The sequence below is a fragment of the Paeniglutamicibacter sp. NPDC091659 genome (assembly GCF_044756805.1).
In the GTDB taxonomy this organism is placed as follows: Bacteria; Actinomycetota; Actinomycetes; order Actinomycetales; family Micrococcaceae; genus Paeniglutamicibacter.
In genome coordinates, this window is record NZ_JBIVTO010000009.1 from 89,898 (window position 1) to 107,184 (window position 17,287).

Annotated in this window: 13 protein-coding genes; 2 read left to right on the forward strand and 11 right to left on the reverse strand. The window is 64.5% G+C overall.

Translation table 11 applies throughout. The annotated features are described in order from the left end of the window. Nucleotides 1-38: 38 nt before the first annotated feature. From ACIQLF_RS16135 to dinB, 5 genes are all read right to left on the reverse strand, one after another. Nucleotides 39-794, reverse strand: a complete 756-nt coding sequence (locus tag ACIQLF_RS16135; RefSeq protein ID WP_400300507.1) for a hypothetical protein — start codon at nucleotides 792-794, stop codon at nucleotides 39-41. A gap of 4 nt (nucleotides 795-798) precedes the next feature. After that, nucleotides 799-1,794, reverse strand: coding sequence for a 16S rRNA (cytosine(1402)-N(4))-methyltransferase RsmH (gene rsmH, locus ACIQLF_RS16140; protein WP_400300510.1), 996 nt, complete (start codon nucleotides 1,792-1,794; stop codon nucleotides 799-801). A gap of 170 nt (nucleotides 1,795-1,964) precedes the next feature. Further along, a complete protein-coding gene (gene mraZ, locus ACIQLF_RS16145; protein WP_400300758.1) occupies nucleotides 1,965-2,393 on the reverse strand; it encodes a division/cell wall cluster transcriptional repressor MraZ in 429 nt (142 codons plus the stop codon). Nucleotides 2,394-2,972: 579 nt separating this feature from the next. Continuing rightward, nucleotides 2,973-3,347 (reverse strand): DUF3040 domain-containing protein, encoded by a 375-nt coding sequence (locus ACIQLF_RS16150; protein WP_400300512.1) that lies wholly within the window; start codon nucleotides 3,345-3,347, stop codon nucleotides 2,973-2,975. Nucleotides 3,348-3,521: 174 nt separating this feature from the next. Then, a complete protein-coding gene (gene dinB, locus ACIQLF_RS16155) occupies nucleotides 3,522-4,724 on the reverse strand; it encodes a DNA polymerase IV (protein WP_400300515.1) in 1,203 nt (400 codons plus the stop codon). Nucleotides 4,725-4,824: 100 nt separating this feature from the next. On the opposite strand from dinB, the gene ACIQLF_RS16160 reads away from it, so the two are divergent. Further along, a complete protein-coding gene (locus tag ACIQLF_RS16160; RefSeq protein ID WP_400300518.1) occupies nucleotides 4,825-5,931 on the forward strand; it encodes a polyprenyl synthetase family protein in 1,107 nt (368 codons plus the stop codon). A 145-nt stretch (nucleotides 5,932-6,076) separates the two neighbouring features. Here ACIQLF_RS16160 and ACIQLF_RS16165 read toward each other — a convergent pair whose 3' ends face one another. Next, nucleotides 6,077-6,430 (reverse strand): Rv2175c family DNA-binding protein, encoded by a 354-nt coding sequence (locus tag ACIQLF_RS16165; protein ID WP_400300521.1) that lies wholly within the window; start codon nucleotides 6,428-6,430, stop codon nucleotides 6,077-6,079. 200 nt (nucleotides 6,431-6,630) lie between these two features. Between ACIQLF_RS16165 and ACIQLF_RS16170 the strand changes: the two genes are divergently transcribed. Continuing rightward, nucleotides 6,631-8,136, forward strand: a complete 1,506-nt coding sequence (locus ACIQLF_RS16170; protein ID WP_400300524.1) for a LysM peptidoglycan-binding domain-containing protein — start codon at nucleotides 6,631-6,633, stop codon at nucleotides 8,134-8,136. An 86-nt stretch (nucleotides 8,137-8,222) separates the two neighbouring features. Here ACIQLF_RS16170 and ACIQLF_RS16175 read toward each other — a convergent pair whose 3' ends face one another. The 5 genes from ACIQLF_RS16175 to ACIQLF_RS16195 all read right to left on the reverse strand — a co-directional run bounded on the left by ACIQLF_RS16175 (nucleotide 8,223) and on the right by ACIQLF_RS16195 (nucleotide 17,205). Beyond that, nucleotides 8,223-9,695 carry a sensor histidine kinase gene (locus ACIQLF_RS16175; RefSeq protein ID WP_400300527.1) on the reverse strand — a complete coding sequence of 491 codons (1,473 nt, stop codon included), beginning with the start codon at nucleotides 9,693-9,695 and terminating at the stop codon, nucleotides 8,223-8,225. A gap of 3 nt (nucleotides 9,696-9,698) precedes the next feature. Next, a complete protein-coding gene (locus ACIQLF_RS16180) occupies nucleotides 9,699-14,513 on the reverse strand; it encodes an NAD-glutamate dehydrogenase (RefSeq protein WP_400300530.1) in 4,815 nt (1,604 codons plus the stop codon). Nucleotides 14,514-14,617: 104 nt separating this feature from the next. Next, nucleotides 14,618-15,871: a CpaE family protein gene (locus ACIQLF_RS16185; protein WP_400300533.1), complete on the reverse strand. Its 1,254-nt coding sequence runs from the start codon at nucleotides 15,869-15,871 to the stop codon at nucleotides 14,618-14,620. Continuing rightward, nucleotides 15,868-16,479: an SAF domain-containing protein gene (locus ACIQLF_RS16190; RefSeq protein ID WP_400300536.1), complete on the reverse strand. Its 612-nt coding sequence runs from the start codon at nucleotides 16,477-16,479 to the stop codon at nucleotides 15,868-15,870. The genes ACIQLF_RS16185 and ACIQLF_RS16190 overlap by 4 nt, the downstream gene beginning before the upstream one ends. A 180-nt stretch (nucleotides 16,480-16,659) precedes the next feature. Further along, nucleotides 16,660-17,205 (reverse strand): hypothetical protein, encoded by a 546-nt coding sequence (locus tag ACIQLF_RS16195; RefSeq protein WP_400300538.1) that lies wholly within the window; start codon nucleotides 17,203-17,205, stop codon nucleotides 16,660-16,662. Nucleotides 17,206-17,287 lie beyond the last annotated feature (82 nt).

Here is a 17,287-nt window from a genome sequence, read left to right on the forward strand (position 1 = left end):
TGGTGCTTTAGCGTGGCTCGACGGCCAGGGGCAACCGGCTATCGGCCGGGGGTCTTCATGGTCGGGGCCGGGATGGTTCCCCCGTTGAGCTGCTGGGGAGTGAACGACGGACGCCCTTGCGTGCCGGTTTCCACCGGCTGCTTCGCGGTCGGGGTCGCAACTTCCTCAGCCTGAACAGGCGCTTCCTGGGTCGGGGCGGTCGTCGATGCGGATCCCCCTGCGGCCTCCGGATTGTTCGGCTCCGACTGGGATTCCTTGGCCGTGGGAACATCGGCTTCGGGCATGAGCGGTGTGGCCAGGACGCCTGCGATCTTTGCACCCTTCTCCTGCTTCACGGCTGCCGTTGCTTTCCCCGTGACCTTGCCGGTATCAAGGTTGATCGCTGCCGGTGTACCCGGTTTGACCATGCCAAGCTTGGTGGCCTTTTCCGCAATCACTTGCGGGGCCTCCAGGTACTGGGCTTCCTGGCGCAGCGCCTCGTTCTCCTGGGAGAGCGTGCGTTCCTGCCCCTTGAGGCCAACCATCGTGTACTGGCCGTTGGCAATGAACACGTTGAGAAGAAGAACGATCACGGCCGAAGCGAGAATCATCAAGAGCAACGTCACCAGGAGCGGTATGCGACGCTGCGTTGAAAGCGAGGGCACGACCGAAAGCGTGATGCGTCGCTTCGTTGAAGAAGATTCGGGCCTCGACGCCGGTATCGGCTCCGGGGCGTAACTGAGCGCGTTGGCACCCTGCGTCGGCGGCACGTCGAAGGTGCGGGAACGTACGCGGTTGGGTGTCCGGTTGCTCATATACTCAGTTCCTCTTCAGGATGCGTTCCACGGCTCGCAGCTTCGCTGAAGCTGCACGTGAGTTTTCTGCGATTTCTTGGTCAGTGGGCTTCTCGGTGCCTCGCGTGAGGACCTTGAATTGCGCCTTGTGTTCTTCGAGTTCCACGGGGAAGCCCGCGGGTGCCGAAGATTTGGAGCCGGCAGCGAAATGCCGTTTGGTGATCTTGTCTTCCAGCGAGTGGTAACTCATCACCACAACGCGGCCACCGACATGCAACGCCCCCATTGCCGCGGGGATCGCACGTTCCAAGACGTCCAATTCCTCGTTCACTTCGATGCGAAGTGCCTGGAAGGTTCTCTTTGCGGGGTGCCCCCCGGTACGTGCCGCCGCTGCGGGGACTACCGAGCGAATGGCCGCAACGAGTTCCTCGGTGGTTTTGAAGGGCTTGATCTTGCGGCCTTCGACAATGGAGGAGGCAATCCGCCCTGCGAATTTCTCCTCGCCCCAGGCACGAATGATCCGAACCAGTTCGGTCTCGCTGTACTCGTTGACAACATCTGCCGCCGTGGGGCCGCGCGACGTATCCATCCGCATGTCCAGGGGTGCGTCGTAGGAGTAGGCGAAACCTCGCTCCCGCTCATCGAGCTGCAGCGAGGAAACCCCGAGGTCGAAGAGAACCCCGTCGATTCCGTCGAATCCGAGATCTTCGACAACGTCCGCGATTTCGTCGTAAACGGCGTGAACGAGATCGGTGCGGTTCGCATAAGGTTCGAGGCGTGCACCGGCGAGGGCCAGAGCTTGTTCGTCCCGGTCAAGTCCGATCAAGTGCAGATCAGGGAAGCGCTGAAGCAAGGCTTCCGAGTGGCCTCCCATGCCGAGGGTGCAATCCACCACGACGGCGCGGCCGCGAGCCGCGATCCCGGCTTCGATTCCGGGTGCCAGCAACCCAACGCATCGGTCAAGCAGGACAGGAACGTGTCGTTCCGAGGCGGGTCGCTCTGCGGCTCCGTCAGGATTCACTGCTACCCCTTTCGCGTGGGCATTGTTGCTCGGGCACTGGCTTAAATCAGAGCCCCCTCCGACCCATGCATGTCCCGCCTGGCTTCGGGGAAGTGAAGCCAGGATGGACATCGACTGGGCGGCTGGAGATCTCATCCAAGCCATTTGCAGGTCCCTAGTCACCGAAGTGATCAGAAACCGGGTAATGCTTCGTCATCTGTCTCGGAGAACACGTTCTCCTGCTCTTCGAGGTAAGAGTTCCATGAGGTGGAGTCCCAGATCTCAACACGGTTGCCCGCGCCAATCACCGTGACCTCACGGTCCAATCCCGCGTAGGAGCGGAGCATTGCCGGAATAGTGACCCGGCCCTGCTTATCCGGCAGTTCGTCAGAAGCACCGGAAAGAAAAACACGTGCATAGTCTCGTGCCTGTCGTGAAGAGATCGGCGCCTGGCTCATTTGCTCATGCTGCTTCTCAAATTCACGCTGACTAAAAACGTAAATGCAACGCTCCTGCCCTCGGGTCAGAACTAGACCATTTGCTAATTCATCACGATATTTGGCCGGAAGAATCAATCTTCCCTTCTCGTCAAGGCGCGGTGTATACGTTCCTAGGAACACATAGACCGCCTCTCGATTTGAAGGAGCATCGACTCCATTTCCCTCTATTTCGCTCCACTTTACTCCACACCCCTCCACTGTCAACGGCCATTCGGCCATTACGACACGCTCAGACCCGAAAAACCATTGATTTTCCGCGGATTTCCGGGCGGGGAGCGAAGTGGAGGGAAAAACCACAGTCGGGAATCGCCAAAAATGAACCCGTGACACAAAACACAAATACGGAATGTAAAATCCGCGTGAATACGGGGTTTTGGGGACGGGTGTCGGCGCGGTGGAAGAAAGTGGAGGAGCCGCGGGGGCAAGCGTGGAGGGAAAAACGAGGCCTTGCACACCCCCGCCTGGCGGGCCGTCGCAAACCTCGGAATAAAAATTATTTCGATTGGGCATACTCGGCGCGTCGGGCGCGTCGAACACCATTTGCAGCCAAGGCGGGGTGACCCTGGGCGGCTTCGCCGCGTTGATGTTCGGCGGCAAGTATCAGACAGGGAGTTAAAAGCCTAAGGCTCCGCAGTATGCGGAGCCTTAGCGAATTCTGTTGCTGCTGGGTGGGCGCCCAGGGAAAGTCAATGCCGGGGTCTAGGAACCTTGCTCGTCGCGCTTGCGCTGTTCCCACTTGCTCTCGAGGTCGCTCATGAATCCGGATTTCTGTGCAGTTTTTGCCTTCTCCGCCGATTTCGACCCCCTGGCTCCGCCCTTACGCGAAAGTGCCAAGTAAACACCGCCGAACATCACAATGAAGCCCAATACGCCAACATAGATGAGTTGACTCGAGATGCCGGCAATCAAGACGCCGATCCCGACGATACCGATCAACGCGCCCAATGCTAGGTTGCGCGTTGAATAGTTCCCCGCACTCGACACAGTCTTCATTGTCGAGGCGAAGCGATGATCCTCATGTAGCTGCTTCTCCAGCTGCTCCAGAAGACGTTGCTCATGCTCGGAAAGTGGCATCGTCTCTTTCCTTTCACTTCACGGTCATGGCTTTCGCCCTTACCTTATGGAACGAACTACATCTTGACAATGTTCCCGACCATTTCAGTCAGTAGGTTCTAGATCAAGAATAGTCCTGAAACTTGTTAATAAGGTAGTCAGGATTCAACTCACAGTCCCCTCACGGCATCCACTTCAGTCGGCGTGTCCCTCAGTCTTTTCGTTGTGCGCAGACTCTAGCAATGAGGCGGGAAGCAGGGCGCCGGACGGGAATCTGGAGCGGATCTGATCCATCGCAACCTCGGCCTGACGCCAGTTGTCGTCCTGCGGGTCGATGCTCAATTGCATTCCGTATCCGGCGTTGCGCAATTTTTCAGCGCGGATTCCCACCAGCCGGACGGCCATGGGCCTGGTCCCGAGTTTCTCGAGCAGGCCTTCCGCCGCCGCGGCGAGAACACCGGCGGCATTGCTTGGCGATGGCAAGGTTCGGCTGCGCGAAAGGGTGGAAAAGTCCTCATAACGCAGTTTCAGGGCGACAGTTGCAGCTTCCTTGCCGGCTTCTCGCAGTCGCGTGGCAACCCGGTGCGCCAGACGCAGGATCTCGCGTTTGAGGATCTCGCCGTCATGGACGTCCACGGCAAACGTTTCTTCCGCTCCGATGCTTTTCTCTTCGCGCTCGGTTTCAATCTCCCGCTCGTCATGTCCCCACGCCAGTTTGTAGAGGTGGGTGCCGGTGGCACCGAGGCGCTTCTTCAAGGTGCTTTCGGGGGTCTGCGCGAGCTGGGCAACCGTGGATATTCCCATCTCCCTCAGCACCTCGGCCGTCTTGGCCCCGACGCCCCACAGCGCCTTCACGGGCAGGGTGTGCAGGTAATCAAGGGTCTGCTCGGGCCTGATCACCAGCATCCCGTCGGGCTTGGCGCGGGTCGACGCGACCTTTGCCACGAATTTGTTTGTCGCGATCCCGACGCTGGCCGGAAGCCCGAGCTCCGAGCGAAGCCGTGAGCGAATCATTTCCCCGATGGCTTCCGGCGGGCCGAGCCGGCGCATGCTGCCGGTGACATCGAGAAAAGCCTCGTCCACGCTGAGCTGCTCCACCAGCGGAGTCACTTCGTAGAAGATTTCCATGATGCGCGCCGAGTATTTGTAGTACAGCCCGTGGGTGGGTTCGATGACCGTGGCCCTCGGGGCAAGCCGGACGGCCTGGCTCATCGGCATCGCGGACTTCACGCCCTTGGCACGGCATTCATAGGACGCGGAGAGCACCACCGACCGCTCCCCCGGATGACCCACGATGACTTCCTGGCCGACCAGTTGCGGTCGGGACAGCAGTTCAACGGACACGAAAAAGGCGTCCATGTCCACATGCAGTATCGCCCGAACCCGTTGTTGTCCCATGCTCCCCAGTCTAGTGAGCGGCTCCGACACTGCGGGCGTTTTGCCCGCGCGTACTAGAGTTAACCCCAAACCACGTTGCGCAATCTATGGGATGGGAAACATGACTCTTTTTGCTGCGGACACCTTCGACCCCGAACAGGCTCGGGTATTTTCCGCAGGCTTCTCGGAACGCATCGAAGAACTACTGACCACGTTCCTGGCAGAACAGCACGAAGTCATCTCCCAGATCGCACCGGCGGCAGGCGAAATCGTCACCGCCATCAACGACCTGACCCGCGGCGGCAAGCGCCTTCGCCCGCTCTTTGCCTTCTGGGGATTCGTCGGTGCCGGCGGAGATCCGAACGAGGAAAACATCGTGCGGGCCGGCGCTGCCCTCGAGCTTTTCCAGGCCGCAGCCCTCATTCACGACGACCTGATCGACCGCTCGGATACCCGCCGCGGACAGCCAAGCATGCACCGCCGCTTCGAATCCCTCCACAGGGCCTCGGGGTGGCACCGCGACGCCCCGCGTTTCGGTGAGGCCGCTTCAATCCTCGCCGGGGATCTGTGCCTCTCTTTAAGCGAACAGCTCTTTGCAACGATCGAGCCATCGGTTCCACAGGCCCGGTCGATCTTTGACCGGATGCGTGCCCAGGTCATGGCCGGTCAGTACCTTGATGTGCTTGAGGAATCCGCAGGCCCCGCCTACGGCCCGGCGGACGCCGTCAAGCGCGCCCGCACCATCGTGCGTTTCAAGTCGGCCAAGTACTCGACGGAAAATCCGACGCTGCTCGGCGGCGCACTGGCCGGTGCAAGCGACGAACTCCTGGAACAGTATTCCCGCTTTGCGCTCCCCCTGGGCGAGGCGTTCCAGCTGCGCGATGACGTCCTGGGTGTCTTCGGTGATCCCGCCGTAACCGGCAAACCCGCGGGCGACGACCTACGCGAGGGAAAGCGCACCGAAATCATTGCGCATGCCTTGACCTTGGCATCGGACCAGGACCAGGCATTCATCCAGGGCCGGCTCGGCGCCGAAGACCTCGCCGATGCAGAAGTGACCCGGATGCGCGAATTGCTGGAGTCCTGCGGGGCACTGGCGGCAACCGAGGATTCCATCGCACAGCTATCCGACCAGGGATTTGCAGCCTTGGAGGAACTCGAGGTTTCACCGATGGCCCGGCACGCCCTGCGCACCCTGGGGCTCGCGGCAATCCGCCGCACCTCCTAGGAGTCGCCCGCCGTCTGGCACCGTGCCGGACGGCTCCGGACAAAACATCAGGGAGTGTTCACGCCGTCAAACCGGCGCGAACACTCCCTTGATGTTTAACCTGGCCCGGGCTCCATGGATTCATGGCTCCCGGGCGAAGTACCTGCTACCAGCTCAGCGACTGGGCGCGGCGGCGGATTTCGGTCTTGCGACCCGCACGCAGGGCCTCCATCGGGGTGCCCGGCAAAGACTCGTCTGCGGTGAAGAGCCACACCAGCAGTTCCTCATCCTCGTAACCCGAATCCTTGAGAACCGAAATGGTTCCCTTCAGGCTGTCCACGAGTTGTCCGTCGAGGACGAAATCAGCGGGCACCGAGCGGATGTTGCGCGCACCCACGCGGACGCAAATGATCGCGCGTTCGTCGATGAGGCTGTGGACCTTCTTGATGGAAATATCCAGCGCTTCGGCTAGGTCGGGCAGGGGCAGCCACTCGGCTACGAGATTCTCAATATTGCTCACCAATCCAGCGTGCCACATCCAGCGGCGTATCTGGACCCATATTGAAGTTTTTTGCATGGGATCTTTCACAAATTTCAGCTTGTGGTGTAAATTCACAGGAGTCACACTCGCAACTTGAGTCACATGATTCACAAGGCTCTTCCTGTGAATTCACTTGCGACCGAACGATTCGCCCTTGCCCTAACCCAAAGGATCGCTTCATGTCCATCGCACAGAACCGCCACGTCCGAGCAATCGGCGGCGCAGTCGCCACCGCGGCAATTCCTGCCGTGGTCCTTGGAACTCTCGCCACCCCTGCCGTCGCAGCACCACTGCCAACCCGTGATGCTCTTCAACCCAGGGTCGCCACCCCTGCCATGGTCAAGGCCGCCGAGGCCCGGATCAGTGCACACCTTGTGGCGTCCCACATTCCGACGTCAGTCTCTCCGATGGCAAAGAAGAGCCAAACCGTTACGGTCAAAAAGGGCGATACGCTCTCGCACATCTCGCTTCGCACCAAGGTCTCGGTAGCCGACCTCAAGAAGGCCAATGGCCTCCGCTCCGACAACATCTTCCCGGGCCAGACACTGCGTCTGAAGTCCTCCGGTTCCGCGGCAACCGCCCAGCGGACCGCAGCCAGCGGAACGGCCAAGACGGTTTCCCAGTACAAGGTCGTCGTCGGTGACACCCTCGGCGGCATTGCCAACCGGTTGGGCAAGTCCCTGGCCGAGGTGCGCAGCGCCGCGGGCAACCCCGCCGGGGACCTGATCCACATCGGACAGACCCTGCGCTTCTCCTCCGCCGGCGGTTCCGCCGCTTCGAAGCCCGGTTCACAGGGCTCCTCGACGAGCAAGTCCGGCAGCTACACGGTCCGGGCCGGCGACACGCCCTCGGGCATCGCCCTGCGCCACAACATGTCCGTTTCCTCCTTCATGAGCCTCAACGGCCTCGGCTCATCCACGATCATTCGGCCGGGCCAGATCCTGAAGGTTTCGGGCGGCGGCTCGGCCACGAAGAACCCGGCGCCGGCCCCCCAGGCTCCGGCAGCAAGCCGCGGCAGCTACACGGTCGTATCGGGCGACACCCTGATCGGCATCGCCAACAAGACGAACACGCCGGTGAACACGCTGCTGAAGCTGAACAAGAACCTGAGCTACGGCTCGACCCTGTCCATCGGACAGCGCCTGACGACTTCCGGCAACGGTTCAAGCAGCTCCGCCGTTAATCCGACGTCCTCCAAGCCGCTGGTCGGGAACACCTTCCTGGGCCGCAAGTACTCATCGGGCACCGTGAATTCGGCAAACGAGAACAAACGAGCATTGCTCGCGGCAAACCTGCCCTCGCGGGCCCAGATGCAGGCAATGGTTGCATCGACCGCCCGCGCCATGGGTGTCGATCCGTCCCTGGCCCTGGCACACGCCTTCCAGGAATCCAGCTTCAACATGGCTTCGGTCTCCCCCGCCAACGCGGTGGGCGTCATGCAGGTCATCCCGTCCGCGGGCCAGTGGGCCGAGGGGCTCGTGGGACGCAAGCTGAACCTGCTTGACCCGCAGGACAACGTGACGGCCGGCATCGCCATCATCCGCCACCACCAGCGCAACAGCCCGTCCAAGGAAATCGGCATCGCTTCCTACTACCAGGGTGCTGCAGGCGTGAAGAAGTACGGCATGTACCCGGACACCAAGCGCTACGTGGCAAACATCCTCGCATTGCAGAAGCGCTTCTAGCCGCGGACGCACGGCGAAACAGACGCGAAGGGCCGGCCCACCGATTCGATGGGCCGGCCCTTCGCGTCTGGCTTTTCCGGGTGAAGCTAGCGGCGCGCCGCCACCGGCAACTCGATGACCACGCGGGTGCCCGGACCGCTGCGGTCCTCCCAGTAGATGTTTCCGCTCAGCTCGCTGGTGACAAGGGTCCGCACGATTTGCAGGCCCAGGCCTTCCTGGCGCGGCTCGGGCGGCAGGCCCACCCCGTTGTCGCTGATGGTGACCCGGAGGAAGTCCTCGCCCAGCGGGTCCCTGTAGCGTTCCGCGTTCAACACCACGGTGCCGTCCCGGTCCGCCAGTCCGTGCTCGACTGCGTTCGTGACGAGCTCGTTGATCACCAGTGAAAGCGGCGTCGCCAACTCGGCGGGAAGGCCCCCGAAGGCACCGGTGCGTTCGGTGTTGACCTTCTGGCCGGGAGAGGCGATCTCCACGATCAGCCGGAACTGCCTGTCGATGAGCTCGTCGAAGTCCACGTTCTCGCTCAGGCCCTGCGAGAGGGTCTCGTGGACGGCTGCGATCGTCGCGACCCGGCGCATGGCCTGGTCGAGGCCCTGGCGGCCCTCCTCCGACTTCATGCGGCGCGACTGCATGCGCAGCAACGCGGCAACCGTCTGCAGGTTGTTTTTCACGCGGTGGTGGATCTCGCGGATCGTGGCGTCCTTGGACACCAGTTCCTTCTCGCGGCGGCGCAGTTCGCTCACGTCGCGGCACAGCACCAGCGCGCCGTAGCGCTTCCTCGAGTCCCGCAGCGGAATGGCGCGCAGCGACAGGGTCACGCCCATCGACTCGATTTCGGTGCGCCACGGCATCTTGCCGGAGACCACCAGCGGCAGCGATTCGTCGATGAGTCGGCGGTCCTTCACCAGGCCCATGGTCGCCTCGGAGAGCGACCTGCCCTCGAGGGTGTCCGCCGCGCCGAGCCGCCTGTAGGCCGAAACCGCGTTGGGGCTCGCGTACTGCACGACGCCGTCGGCGGCGAGGCGGATGAACCCGTCCCCGACGCGCGGGGCGCCGCGGCGCGACCCGGTGGGCGTGGCGAAGTCCGGCCACAGCCCTTGGGTGCACATCTTCAGCAAGTCCTCGGCGCACTGCTTGTAGGTCAGTTCGAGGCGCGAGGGCATGCGCGAACCCGAAAGGTCGACGTGCACGCTGATGACCGCCAGGGTGCGCCCGTTGCGGACCATGGGGACGGCTTCGATGAGCATCGAGTGCTCTTCCTGCCCCGTCCCGCGGTCCGAACGCACGATTGCCTGCGTCCGCCAGGCCTCGTCCACGAGGGATTTGAGGTCCTTGCGGATCCGCTCCCCCACGAAGTCCGTGTGGAAGACGGTGTGCGAGGTGGAGGGACGCACATGGGCAAGCGCCATGTACGTCCCGTCCGGGACCGGAAACCACAGCACCAGATCGGCGAATGCCAGATCGGCGACCAGTTGCCAGTCCCCCACCAAGAGGTGAAGCCAGTCTTCATCTCCAGGCCCAAAATCAGCTGACTCTCGAAGTTGGTCCGTGAAGATGGCCAACTGTTACCTCCGTACGATTGAACGCAACAGCCGCAGAGCCACCGACAGGGACGCCATGTCATCGCGTTCGAGTCGGTTCACTTCCGCGAACATGTTCTTTGCACGTTCAAGATTAGCCCCGTTCGCGGCAGTCCATGCATCCACACGCACGGCCGGGTCCGATTCGGCATCGTCCGAGACCTCGATGACGTCGCGGGTGAAGTCGATGATCGTCGAGTACAGGTCGTCGCGCAGGGCCGCACGGGCCAGCGCCTGCCAGCGGTCCGCACGCGGCAGCGCGGTGACGCGCTCGAGCAGCGCGTCGACGCCGAAGCGGTCGTAGAGCACGTAGTAGATCTTGGCGATCTCCCCGGCGTCCAGACCGGTGCGCGTCGCCATGGCGGCGATGTCCAGCAGCACGAAGGACTCGAACTGCTCGGCCCAACGGGTGGCCAGGCCCTTCTCGAGTCCCCAGCCCAGCGCCTCGGTCTTCAGCGCGCTCACGCGTGCATCGTCCGAACCGCGCAGCAGCGAGCCGACCACCGGGCGCAGGGCCTGGACGGTCGGGGCGAACGCCGCGACGGAATCGCTGACCAACACGTCGCGGTCGACGTGGTGGATGTACCAGCGGGTGGCGCGGTCCAGCAGGCGGCGCATGTCCAGGTGCAGGCGGCACCAGGTCTGCGTCTCGAAGGACGGTGCCAGCGCGTTGATCGCGTCGAATTCCGCGTCGAAGGCGTAGATGTCGCGCAGCGCGACGAAGGCCTTGGCGACCTGCGACTCGGTGGCGCCGGTTTCCTCCATGACGCGGAAGGCGTAGGTGGTGCCGCCGACGTTGACCATGTCGTTGGCGATCACCGTGGCGATGATCTCGCGGCGCAGCGGGTGCGAATCGAGTTCCGCGCCGAAGCGTTCGGCCAGCTGGACCGGGAAGTAGTTGCGCAGGGTGGCCGCGAAGTACGGGTCGTCCGGCAGGTCGGACACGGCCAGCGCGGAGGCCAGCTGGATCTTCGCGTAGGCGACGAGCACGGAGAGCTCAGGCACGGTCAGCGTCTGGCCCGCGGCCAGGCGTTCCTCGAGCTGCTCGTTGGTGGGCAGGAACTCGAGCTCGCGGTTCAGGTCCGCGTGCTCCTCCAGCCAATCCATCTGGCGCTCGAAGGCCGGGGACCAGCTCGCCATCTCCTGCTTGTCGTTGAGCAGCATCACGTTCTGGTCGAAGTTGGTCTTCAGCACCAGGCGTGCGACCTCGTCGGTCATCGAGTGCAGGAACGGAGCGCGCTCGTCGGCGTCGATCTTGCCGGCGCGGACCATGCGGTCCACGAAGATCTTGATGTTGACCTCGTGGTCCGAGCAGTCGACGCCCGCGGAGTTGTCGATGGCGTCGGTGTTCAACAGGACGCCGTGCAGCGCCGCCTCGATGCGGCCGCGCTGGGTCATGCCCAGGTTGCCGCCCTCGCCGATGACCTTCGCGCGGATCTGCTTGCCGTCGACACGGATCGCGTCGTTGGCGCGGTCGCCGACCTCTGCGTGGGTCTCCGTGGAGGCCTTCACGTAGGTGCCGATGCCGCCGTTGTAGAGCAGGTCCACCGGGGCACCCAGGATGGCCTTGAGCAGCTCGGTGGGGGCCATGGAGCTGACCGTGGCGCCCAGGCCGAGTGCGTCGCGGACCTCCGGGGAGATCGGGATGGACTTCAGCGAGCGGGAGAAGACCCCGCCGCCGGCCGAGATCAGGTCCTTGTTGTAGTCGGCCCACGAGGAGCGCGGCAGCTCGAACAGGCGCGCACGCTCGTCGAAGGACGCGCCCGCCTCCGGGTTGGGGTCCAGGAAGATGTCGCGGTGGTCGAACGCGGCGACAAGCTTCAGGGTGCGGGTGAGCAGCATGCCGTTGCCGAACACGTCGCCGGACATGTCGCCCACGCCGGCGGCGGTGAATTCCTCGGTCTGCGTGTCCACGCCGAACTCGGCGAAGTGGCGCTTGACGGACTCCCAGGCGCCGCGGGCGGTGATGCCCATGGCCTTGTGGTCGTAGCCGATCGAGCCGCCGGAGGCGAATGCGTCGCCCAGCCAGTGCCCGCGTTCCTCGGAGATCGAGTTGGCGATGTCGGAGAAGGACGCGGTGCCCTTGTCCGCGGCGACCACCAGGTAGGTGTCGTCGCCGTCCAGGCGCACGACGTTGGCCGGCGGCACCACGGTCTCGCCGTTGGCGTCGGTGACCAGGTTGTCGGTGATCTCCAGCAGCGAGCGGATGAAGATGCGGTAGGCGGCCTTGCCCTCTTCCATCCAGGCGCCGCGGTCGACTGCCGGGTTCGGCAGCTGCTTGGCGAAGAAGCCGCCCTTGGCGCCGGTCGGCACGATCACGGCGTTCTTGACCATCTGCGCCTTGACCAGTCCCAGGACCTCGGTGCGGAAGTCGTCGCGGCGGTCAGACCAGCGCAGGCCGCCGCGGGCAACCTCGCCGAAGCGCAGGTGGGTGCCCTCGATGCGCGGGGAGCAGACCCAGATCTCGTACTTGGGGCGCGGGAACGGCGCACCGTCGATCTTGCCCGGCATCAGCTTGAAGGCCAGCGCCGCGGGATCGGTGTAGTAGTTGGTGCGCAGGGTCGCCTCGATGACGTTCACGAAGCGGCGCAGCAGCTTGTCGGCATCCAGCGTCGGGACCTTTTCGAGCGCCTCGGCCAGCGTGGCGTGTGCGGCCTCGCGGGCTGCGGCGGATTCCTCGGCGGACAGCGACGGGTCGAAGGTGCCCTCGAAGAGCGCGACGAGGCCGTGGGTGACATCCGGGTTCGCGACCAGGGTGTCGGAAACGAACGAGTAGGAGTTCGAGACGCCCAGCTGGTGCAGGTACTTGGCGTAGGCGCGCAGCAGCGACACCTCGCGCCAGCCCATGGACTCGCGCAGCACCAGGCGGTTGAGGTGGTCGGACTCGGCGACACCAGTCACGATCGCGCCGTAGGCGGCCTCGAGCAGCGACTCGGCGGCCAGCGGGTCGATCCCGGCCGGGAACTTCAGGCCCAGGTCGTAGAGGTAGCGTTCCTCGGCGGCAGCGGGGCTGACGGCGAACGGGCGCTCGTCGATGACTTCCAGGCCCAGGTTCTGCAGCACCGGAAGGATCTTGGACAGCGAGAGCGGCGCCGTCAGGTAGAGCTTCATCCGGGCGTTGACCTCGGAATCCTCGTCCTCCTCGGGCACGTAGAGCTTGATGACCGGGCCCACGTGGTCAGGTTCCTCGTAGACGCCGAAGCGCTCGATGTCGGCCAGCGCCTCCTCGACCTCGAATTCCACGCGGTACGCCGCGGGGAAGGCCTCGGCCCAGTTGGAGGCCAGCGCGGTGCCGGCCTCGGCGCCGTAGCGCTCGGTGGCGGCCTCGGAGATTCCCTCGGACCAGGAACGCACGGCGGCGACCAGGCGGGTTTCCAGCGCGGCGCGGTCCACGACGGGGGTCAGGCCGTGGCGCTGCAGGCGGATGCGGTAGAACAGGCGGACCAGCGAGGACTCGCTCATGCGGGTCTCGAAGTCCATCGACTCGGCGTTGAAGGCCTCGGTGAGTTCCTTCTCGATGCGCAGGCGCACGCCGGTGGTGTAGCGGTCGCGCGGCAGGTAGACCAGCGCGGACATGAAGCGCCCGTAGACGTCCGGGCGCAGGAAGAGCGAGGTGCGGCGGCGTTCCTGCAGGCGCAGGATGCCCAGCACGGTGTCGGTGAGGTCCTCCACGGAGATCTGGAAGAGCTCGTCGCGCGGGTAGGTCTCAAGGATGGTGACGATGTCCTTGCCGGAGTGCGAGTCCGGGGCGAAGCCGGTGCGCTGCAGCACGGCCTTGACCTTTTCGCGGACCACGGGAACGCTGCGCACGGAGGAGGTGTAGACGCTGGAGGCGAACAGGCCGATGAAGCGGCGTTCGCCGTTGACGTTGCCTTGGGCGTCGAAGCGCTTGATGCCCACGTAGTCCAGGTAGACGCCGCGGTGCACGGTGGAGCGGGAGTTGGCCTTGGTGATCACCAGGGCGCGCTTGTCGCGGGCCATGGCGCGGCCGCGCTTGGTCAGGTGCTGGGTGTTGCGGGCGGAGGCGGTGTTGCGCATGAGGCCCAGGCCGGACTCGGGGCGGATGCGCAGCACGTCTTCGTTGTTCTCGGTGACCAGGTCGTAGTCGCGGTAGCCCAGGAAGGTGAAGTTTCCGTCGTCGAGCCAGTGCAGCAGGTCCACGGCGGCGTTGAGGTCCGGGATCTCCTCGGCGCCGGTGACAAGCGCGAGCGAATCCGCGATCTCGTGGGCCTTGTTGCGCATGGCCGACCAGTCCTCGACGGCGGCACGCACGTCAACGAGGATGCGTTCCAGGCCGGCGACCAGGGCTTCGACGGTCTCGTCGGTCGGGTCCCCGCCGAGCTCGACGGAGATCCAGGATTCGATGGCCGTGTCGCGGTTTTCCGCGACGAGGGCGGAGAGGTTCGGCAGGGCGGCGGTGTCGCCGCTGGCCAGGTGCTCGTGTGCCGGAACGGTTTCCAGCGACGTGATGCGCCCGTGCTCGGAATCACGGCTGACCACGAAGGTCGGGTGGACCACGACGTTGATTGCGGCCTTTTGGCGCACGATCTCCGCGGTCACGGAATCCACCAGGAACGGCATGTCGTCGGTGACCACATAGACAATGGTGGCGCCAGCGTGCCGGGTGATCGAAACCCGTGCTGATTTCGGGTCACGCTCCCAGCCGACGGCCAGGTGTGCCGCCACCCTGGATTCGAGCTGCTCCGGTGAATATGCCGCTGCATCTTCTGGTGCTAACTGGCCGTAGTAGGTTGCTACTAGATCGGCAGTGAGTGTCTCAGCGATGAATGTTTCGGACATGCTGGACTCCGACGTGTTCAAAAGAACGCCTCCGTGTATAGATGTACGTTTCGCTCCGTTGCGTAACGCTAGTGTTACAACACTATCCCGCTAGGTTTCGATCGTCACTTCGACGCGGCGCGCCGCGGCAAAATGCGGGTCCGGGCCTTGATTTTTCTGCCCGCGAGGCCCGCGATGCCGATGCGCAATGCCGAGTGCGGCGCGATTTCTGCTAGGGCGCTTCCGGCAAGCAGCGCCGATTCCACCGCGTCGGGGTCGTGCGGCAGGTAGGCAACGACGGGCTGCGCGGGCCCGAAGCGGGCCCAGGTCTCCTCCAGCGCCCGGTGCGGGGCCGAGCCGACGCTGGCGGCCGAGACCTTGTTGAACACGACCTTCACGGCAAGTTCGCCGACCGAGGCCTGCATTTCATCCAGCGCCCGGATCAGCCGGGGCACCCCGATGCTGTTGGCCTGGCCCACCGCGTAGATCTCGTCGGCGATGCGGAGCATGGCCGCCGCCACGCCGTTGCGCTGGGGCGCGGCGGTGTCGAAACTGAGCTCCTCGTCGAGTTCCAGCGGCCCCGCGACATCTATCACGATGACGTCGCAGCGTTCCTGCAGGGCCAGCACCGCCCGGCGCAGCGCGGTGGGACGCAGCTCCGGCCACCGGTTGGCCCGCGGGAGGCCGGTGGCCACGCGCATCCTGGCCCCGGCGATCACCACCGGGGCGCAAATGCGCTCCAGGGTGTGGGCGTCGAAGCGGTCCTGGTCCACGGTCCTGCAGATCTGCGCAAGCCCGGCCGCCTCGTCCAGCAGCCCCAGCTGCACGGCCTGTGTCGCCCCGTAGGTGTCCGCATCGAGCAGGATCACCTCGCGTTCGTCCAGGGCGCATTCAACCGCATAGTTCAGCGCCACCAAGGAGCGTCCGGGCGAGCCGTTGGGCCCCCAGAAAACCACGATCCGCGCGCGCCTTCCTGAGGGGTTTTCGGCCGGTTCCACGTTGGCCTTGGCACCGTCGGACCGGACCCTGCGCTGCCGCTCCCCGCACGCGTGCTGGATGAGCACGCCGAGCTCCACGGCATCGATCCCCGCCGCCGCCACGTGGGCCCCCGCCCTGTTCAGCCGGCTGGCCTGGGCAGGGTCGTCGCAGAGCACCACCACAGGGACGCCCCGTTCGGTGATCGCATCGATGTCCCGGGTTTCGACCAGGTCGGGCACCCCGGCGAGGATGACAGCATCGGCCAGCCCCGTCTCGCTCAGGGCGATGATTTCAACCATGTCGATGCAGGTCCGGGCCACGGTGAGAATCCCCCGCTGCCGCTCCAGGCGTTCGACCAGTTCGCCGTCATCGGCCCAGATGACCACGGAAATGTTCATCACGAACTCGCCGTCGGGTTGAAGACCACGGTGATGCGCGCGTCATTGGCCATCGCCTCGAGCAGGTCGGCCAGCGAGTCGTCCACCACCAGCAGCTCCACCACGGTGCCGGCGGTGCCGCCGAACCCCGTGGGGCGTTCGGCGCGGTATGTCACCTCGGCCGCAGGCAGCAGCAGCGTCGGGGCGGCGAAGGAATTTGCCGCGCGGTCCTTGGAGGAGACCCACACATCCACGTGGGACCCGGCCGTGATGGCCGCGGGCAGCGCATCGGAAAGGTTAACGGAAACCGGCCTCCGGTTTGTCCCGTCCTGCAGGCCGATCGCGCTGGACGGAATCAATTCGCCGGCGCGGATCAGCGCGTTGGCACGGTGCCCGACCAGCATTTTCGGGTCCGCCGCGAGGTAGCGTTCCCCCAGGGCGTCGAGCTTGACGTTTGCGACCGTGAGTTTCTCCGCGGTGAGCTGCTCGCCCAGGGAAATGTCGGCCTTGGCCACGTACATGGGCACCGTCTTGTCCAGCGTGCTTGTCAGCGCGATCACTCCGACGCAGGAGGCCAGCACGATCAGGATGCCGATCAGCAGCCGCGGGTCCTTCCACGTGGGTCGTGCCATGCGACGCGCTTCGCCGGCGACTCGGTCCTGAACCCGGTCCATGGCGTTCTCCCCCTTGAATCCTCGATGACCGAGTCCCCCTTGACTCGCCAGGGCGCCTCGACAATTCCGGCCCTTGAGCCGAAACCCTACGCCCGCACCCCGACCGGTGAAAAGCCCCGGTCGGCAAAATGTTGGGTATCAGTTTTCCCTGCGCACCCATGCCACCACGGGAATCGGCACCAGGCTGGACCCCTGGAGCGCCGGTGCCCTGCGGTACTCATCGCGCTCATGCCGGGCGATTTCCAGGAAGTCCTTTCCCGCCTGGTCGAGGGTTCCGGTGGCGAGCAGCGAGCCGTCGATGCCCCCGATGCTGATCCTTGCGCGGTCCCGCACCAGCACGCGCAGGGCCTGGCCCAGTCCGATGCGTGGTTCGCCGGCATCCTGCCGCTGGCCCTGGGTTCGTTGCGTCCAGCCGGAGAGCGCGTGGATCGGAACAAGCTCCTCGATCTCGCCGCGACGCAGCATGAACCAGTCCTTGCCCAGGGCCGCCAGCCGCCCGTGCAGCCTGTCCCCGCCCAGCAACTGCACCTCCACGTGCGCGTTGATTTGCGGTGACAGGCGTTGGATCAAAGCCTCGCGGGCTCGTTCCACGCGCACCGCTTCCTGTATTTCGCTGGTCTTTTCACGCGCCGACTCGGCTTCAAGCAGCGCCTCGAGATCCTCAAAGAGCGATTCCCATCTCATGGGCACACCCTAGGTCCGAAATTCGTTCGCCGGAACCCCTAGCGTCGCAACGCGCTAAGTGCCATCATGTTCAAACACAACA

Bases quoted from the DNA above. Each gene is read 5' to 3' on its own strand.
- ACIQLF_RS16135 (WP_400300507.1), bottom strand. From the start codon at position 794: ATGAGCAACCGGACACCCAACCGCGTACGTTCCCGCACCTTCGACGTG.
- ACIQLF_RS16150 (WP_400300512.1), bottom strand. From the start codon at position 3,347: ATGCCACTTTCCGAGCATGAGCAACGTCTTCTGGAGCAGCTGGAGAAG.
- dinB (WP_400300515.1), bottom strand. From the start codon at position 4,724: ATGGGACAACAACGGGTTCGGGCGATACTGCATGTGGACATGGACGCC.
- ACIQLF_RS16160 (WP_400300518.1), top strand. From the start codon at position 4,825: ATGACTCTTTTTGCTGCGGACACCTTCGACCCCGAACAGGCTCGGGTA.
- ACIQLF_RS16170 (WP_400300524.1), top strand. From the start codon at position 6,631: ATGTCCATCGCACAGAACCGCCACGTCCGAGCAATCGGCGGCGCAGTC.
- ACIQLF_RS16180 (WP_400300530.1), bottom strand. From the start codon at position 14,513: ATGTCCGAAACATTCATCGCTGAGACACTCACTGCCGATCTAGTAGCA.
- ACIQLF_RS16190 (WP_400300536.1), bottom strand. From the start codon at position 16,479: ATGGCACGACCCACGTGGAAGGACCCGCGGCTGCTGATCGGCATCCTG.
- ACIQLF_RS16195 (WP_400300538.1), bottom strand. From the start codon at position 17,205: ATGAGATGGGAATCGCTCTTTGAGGATCTCGAGGCGCTGCTTGAAGCC.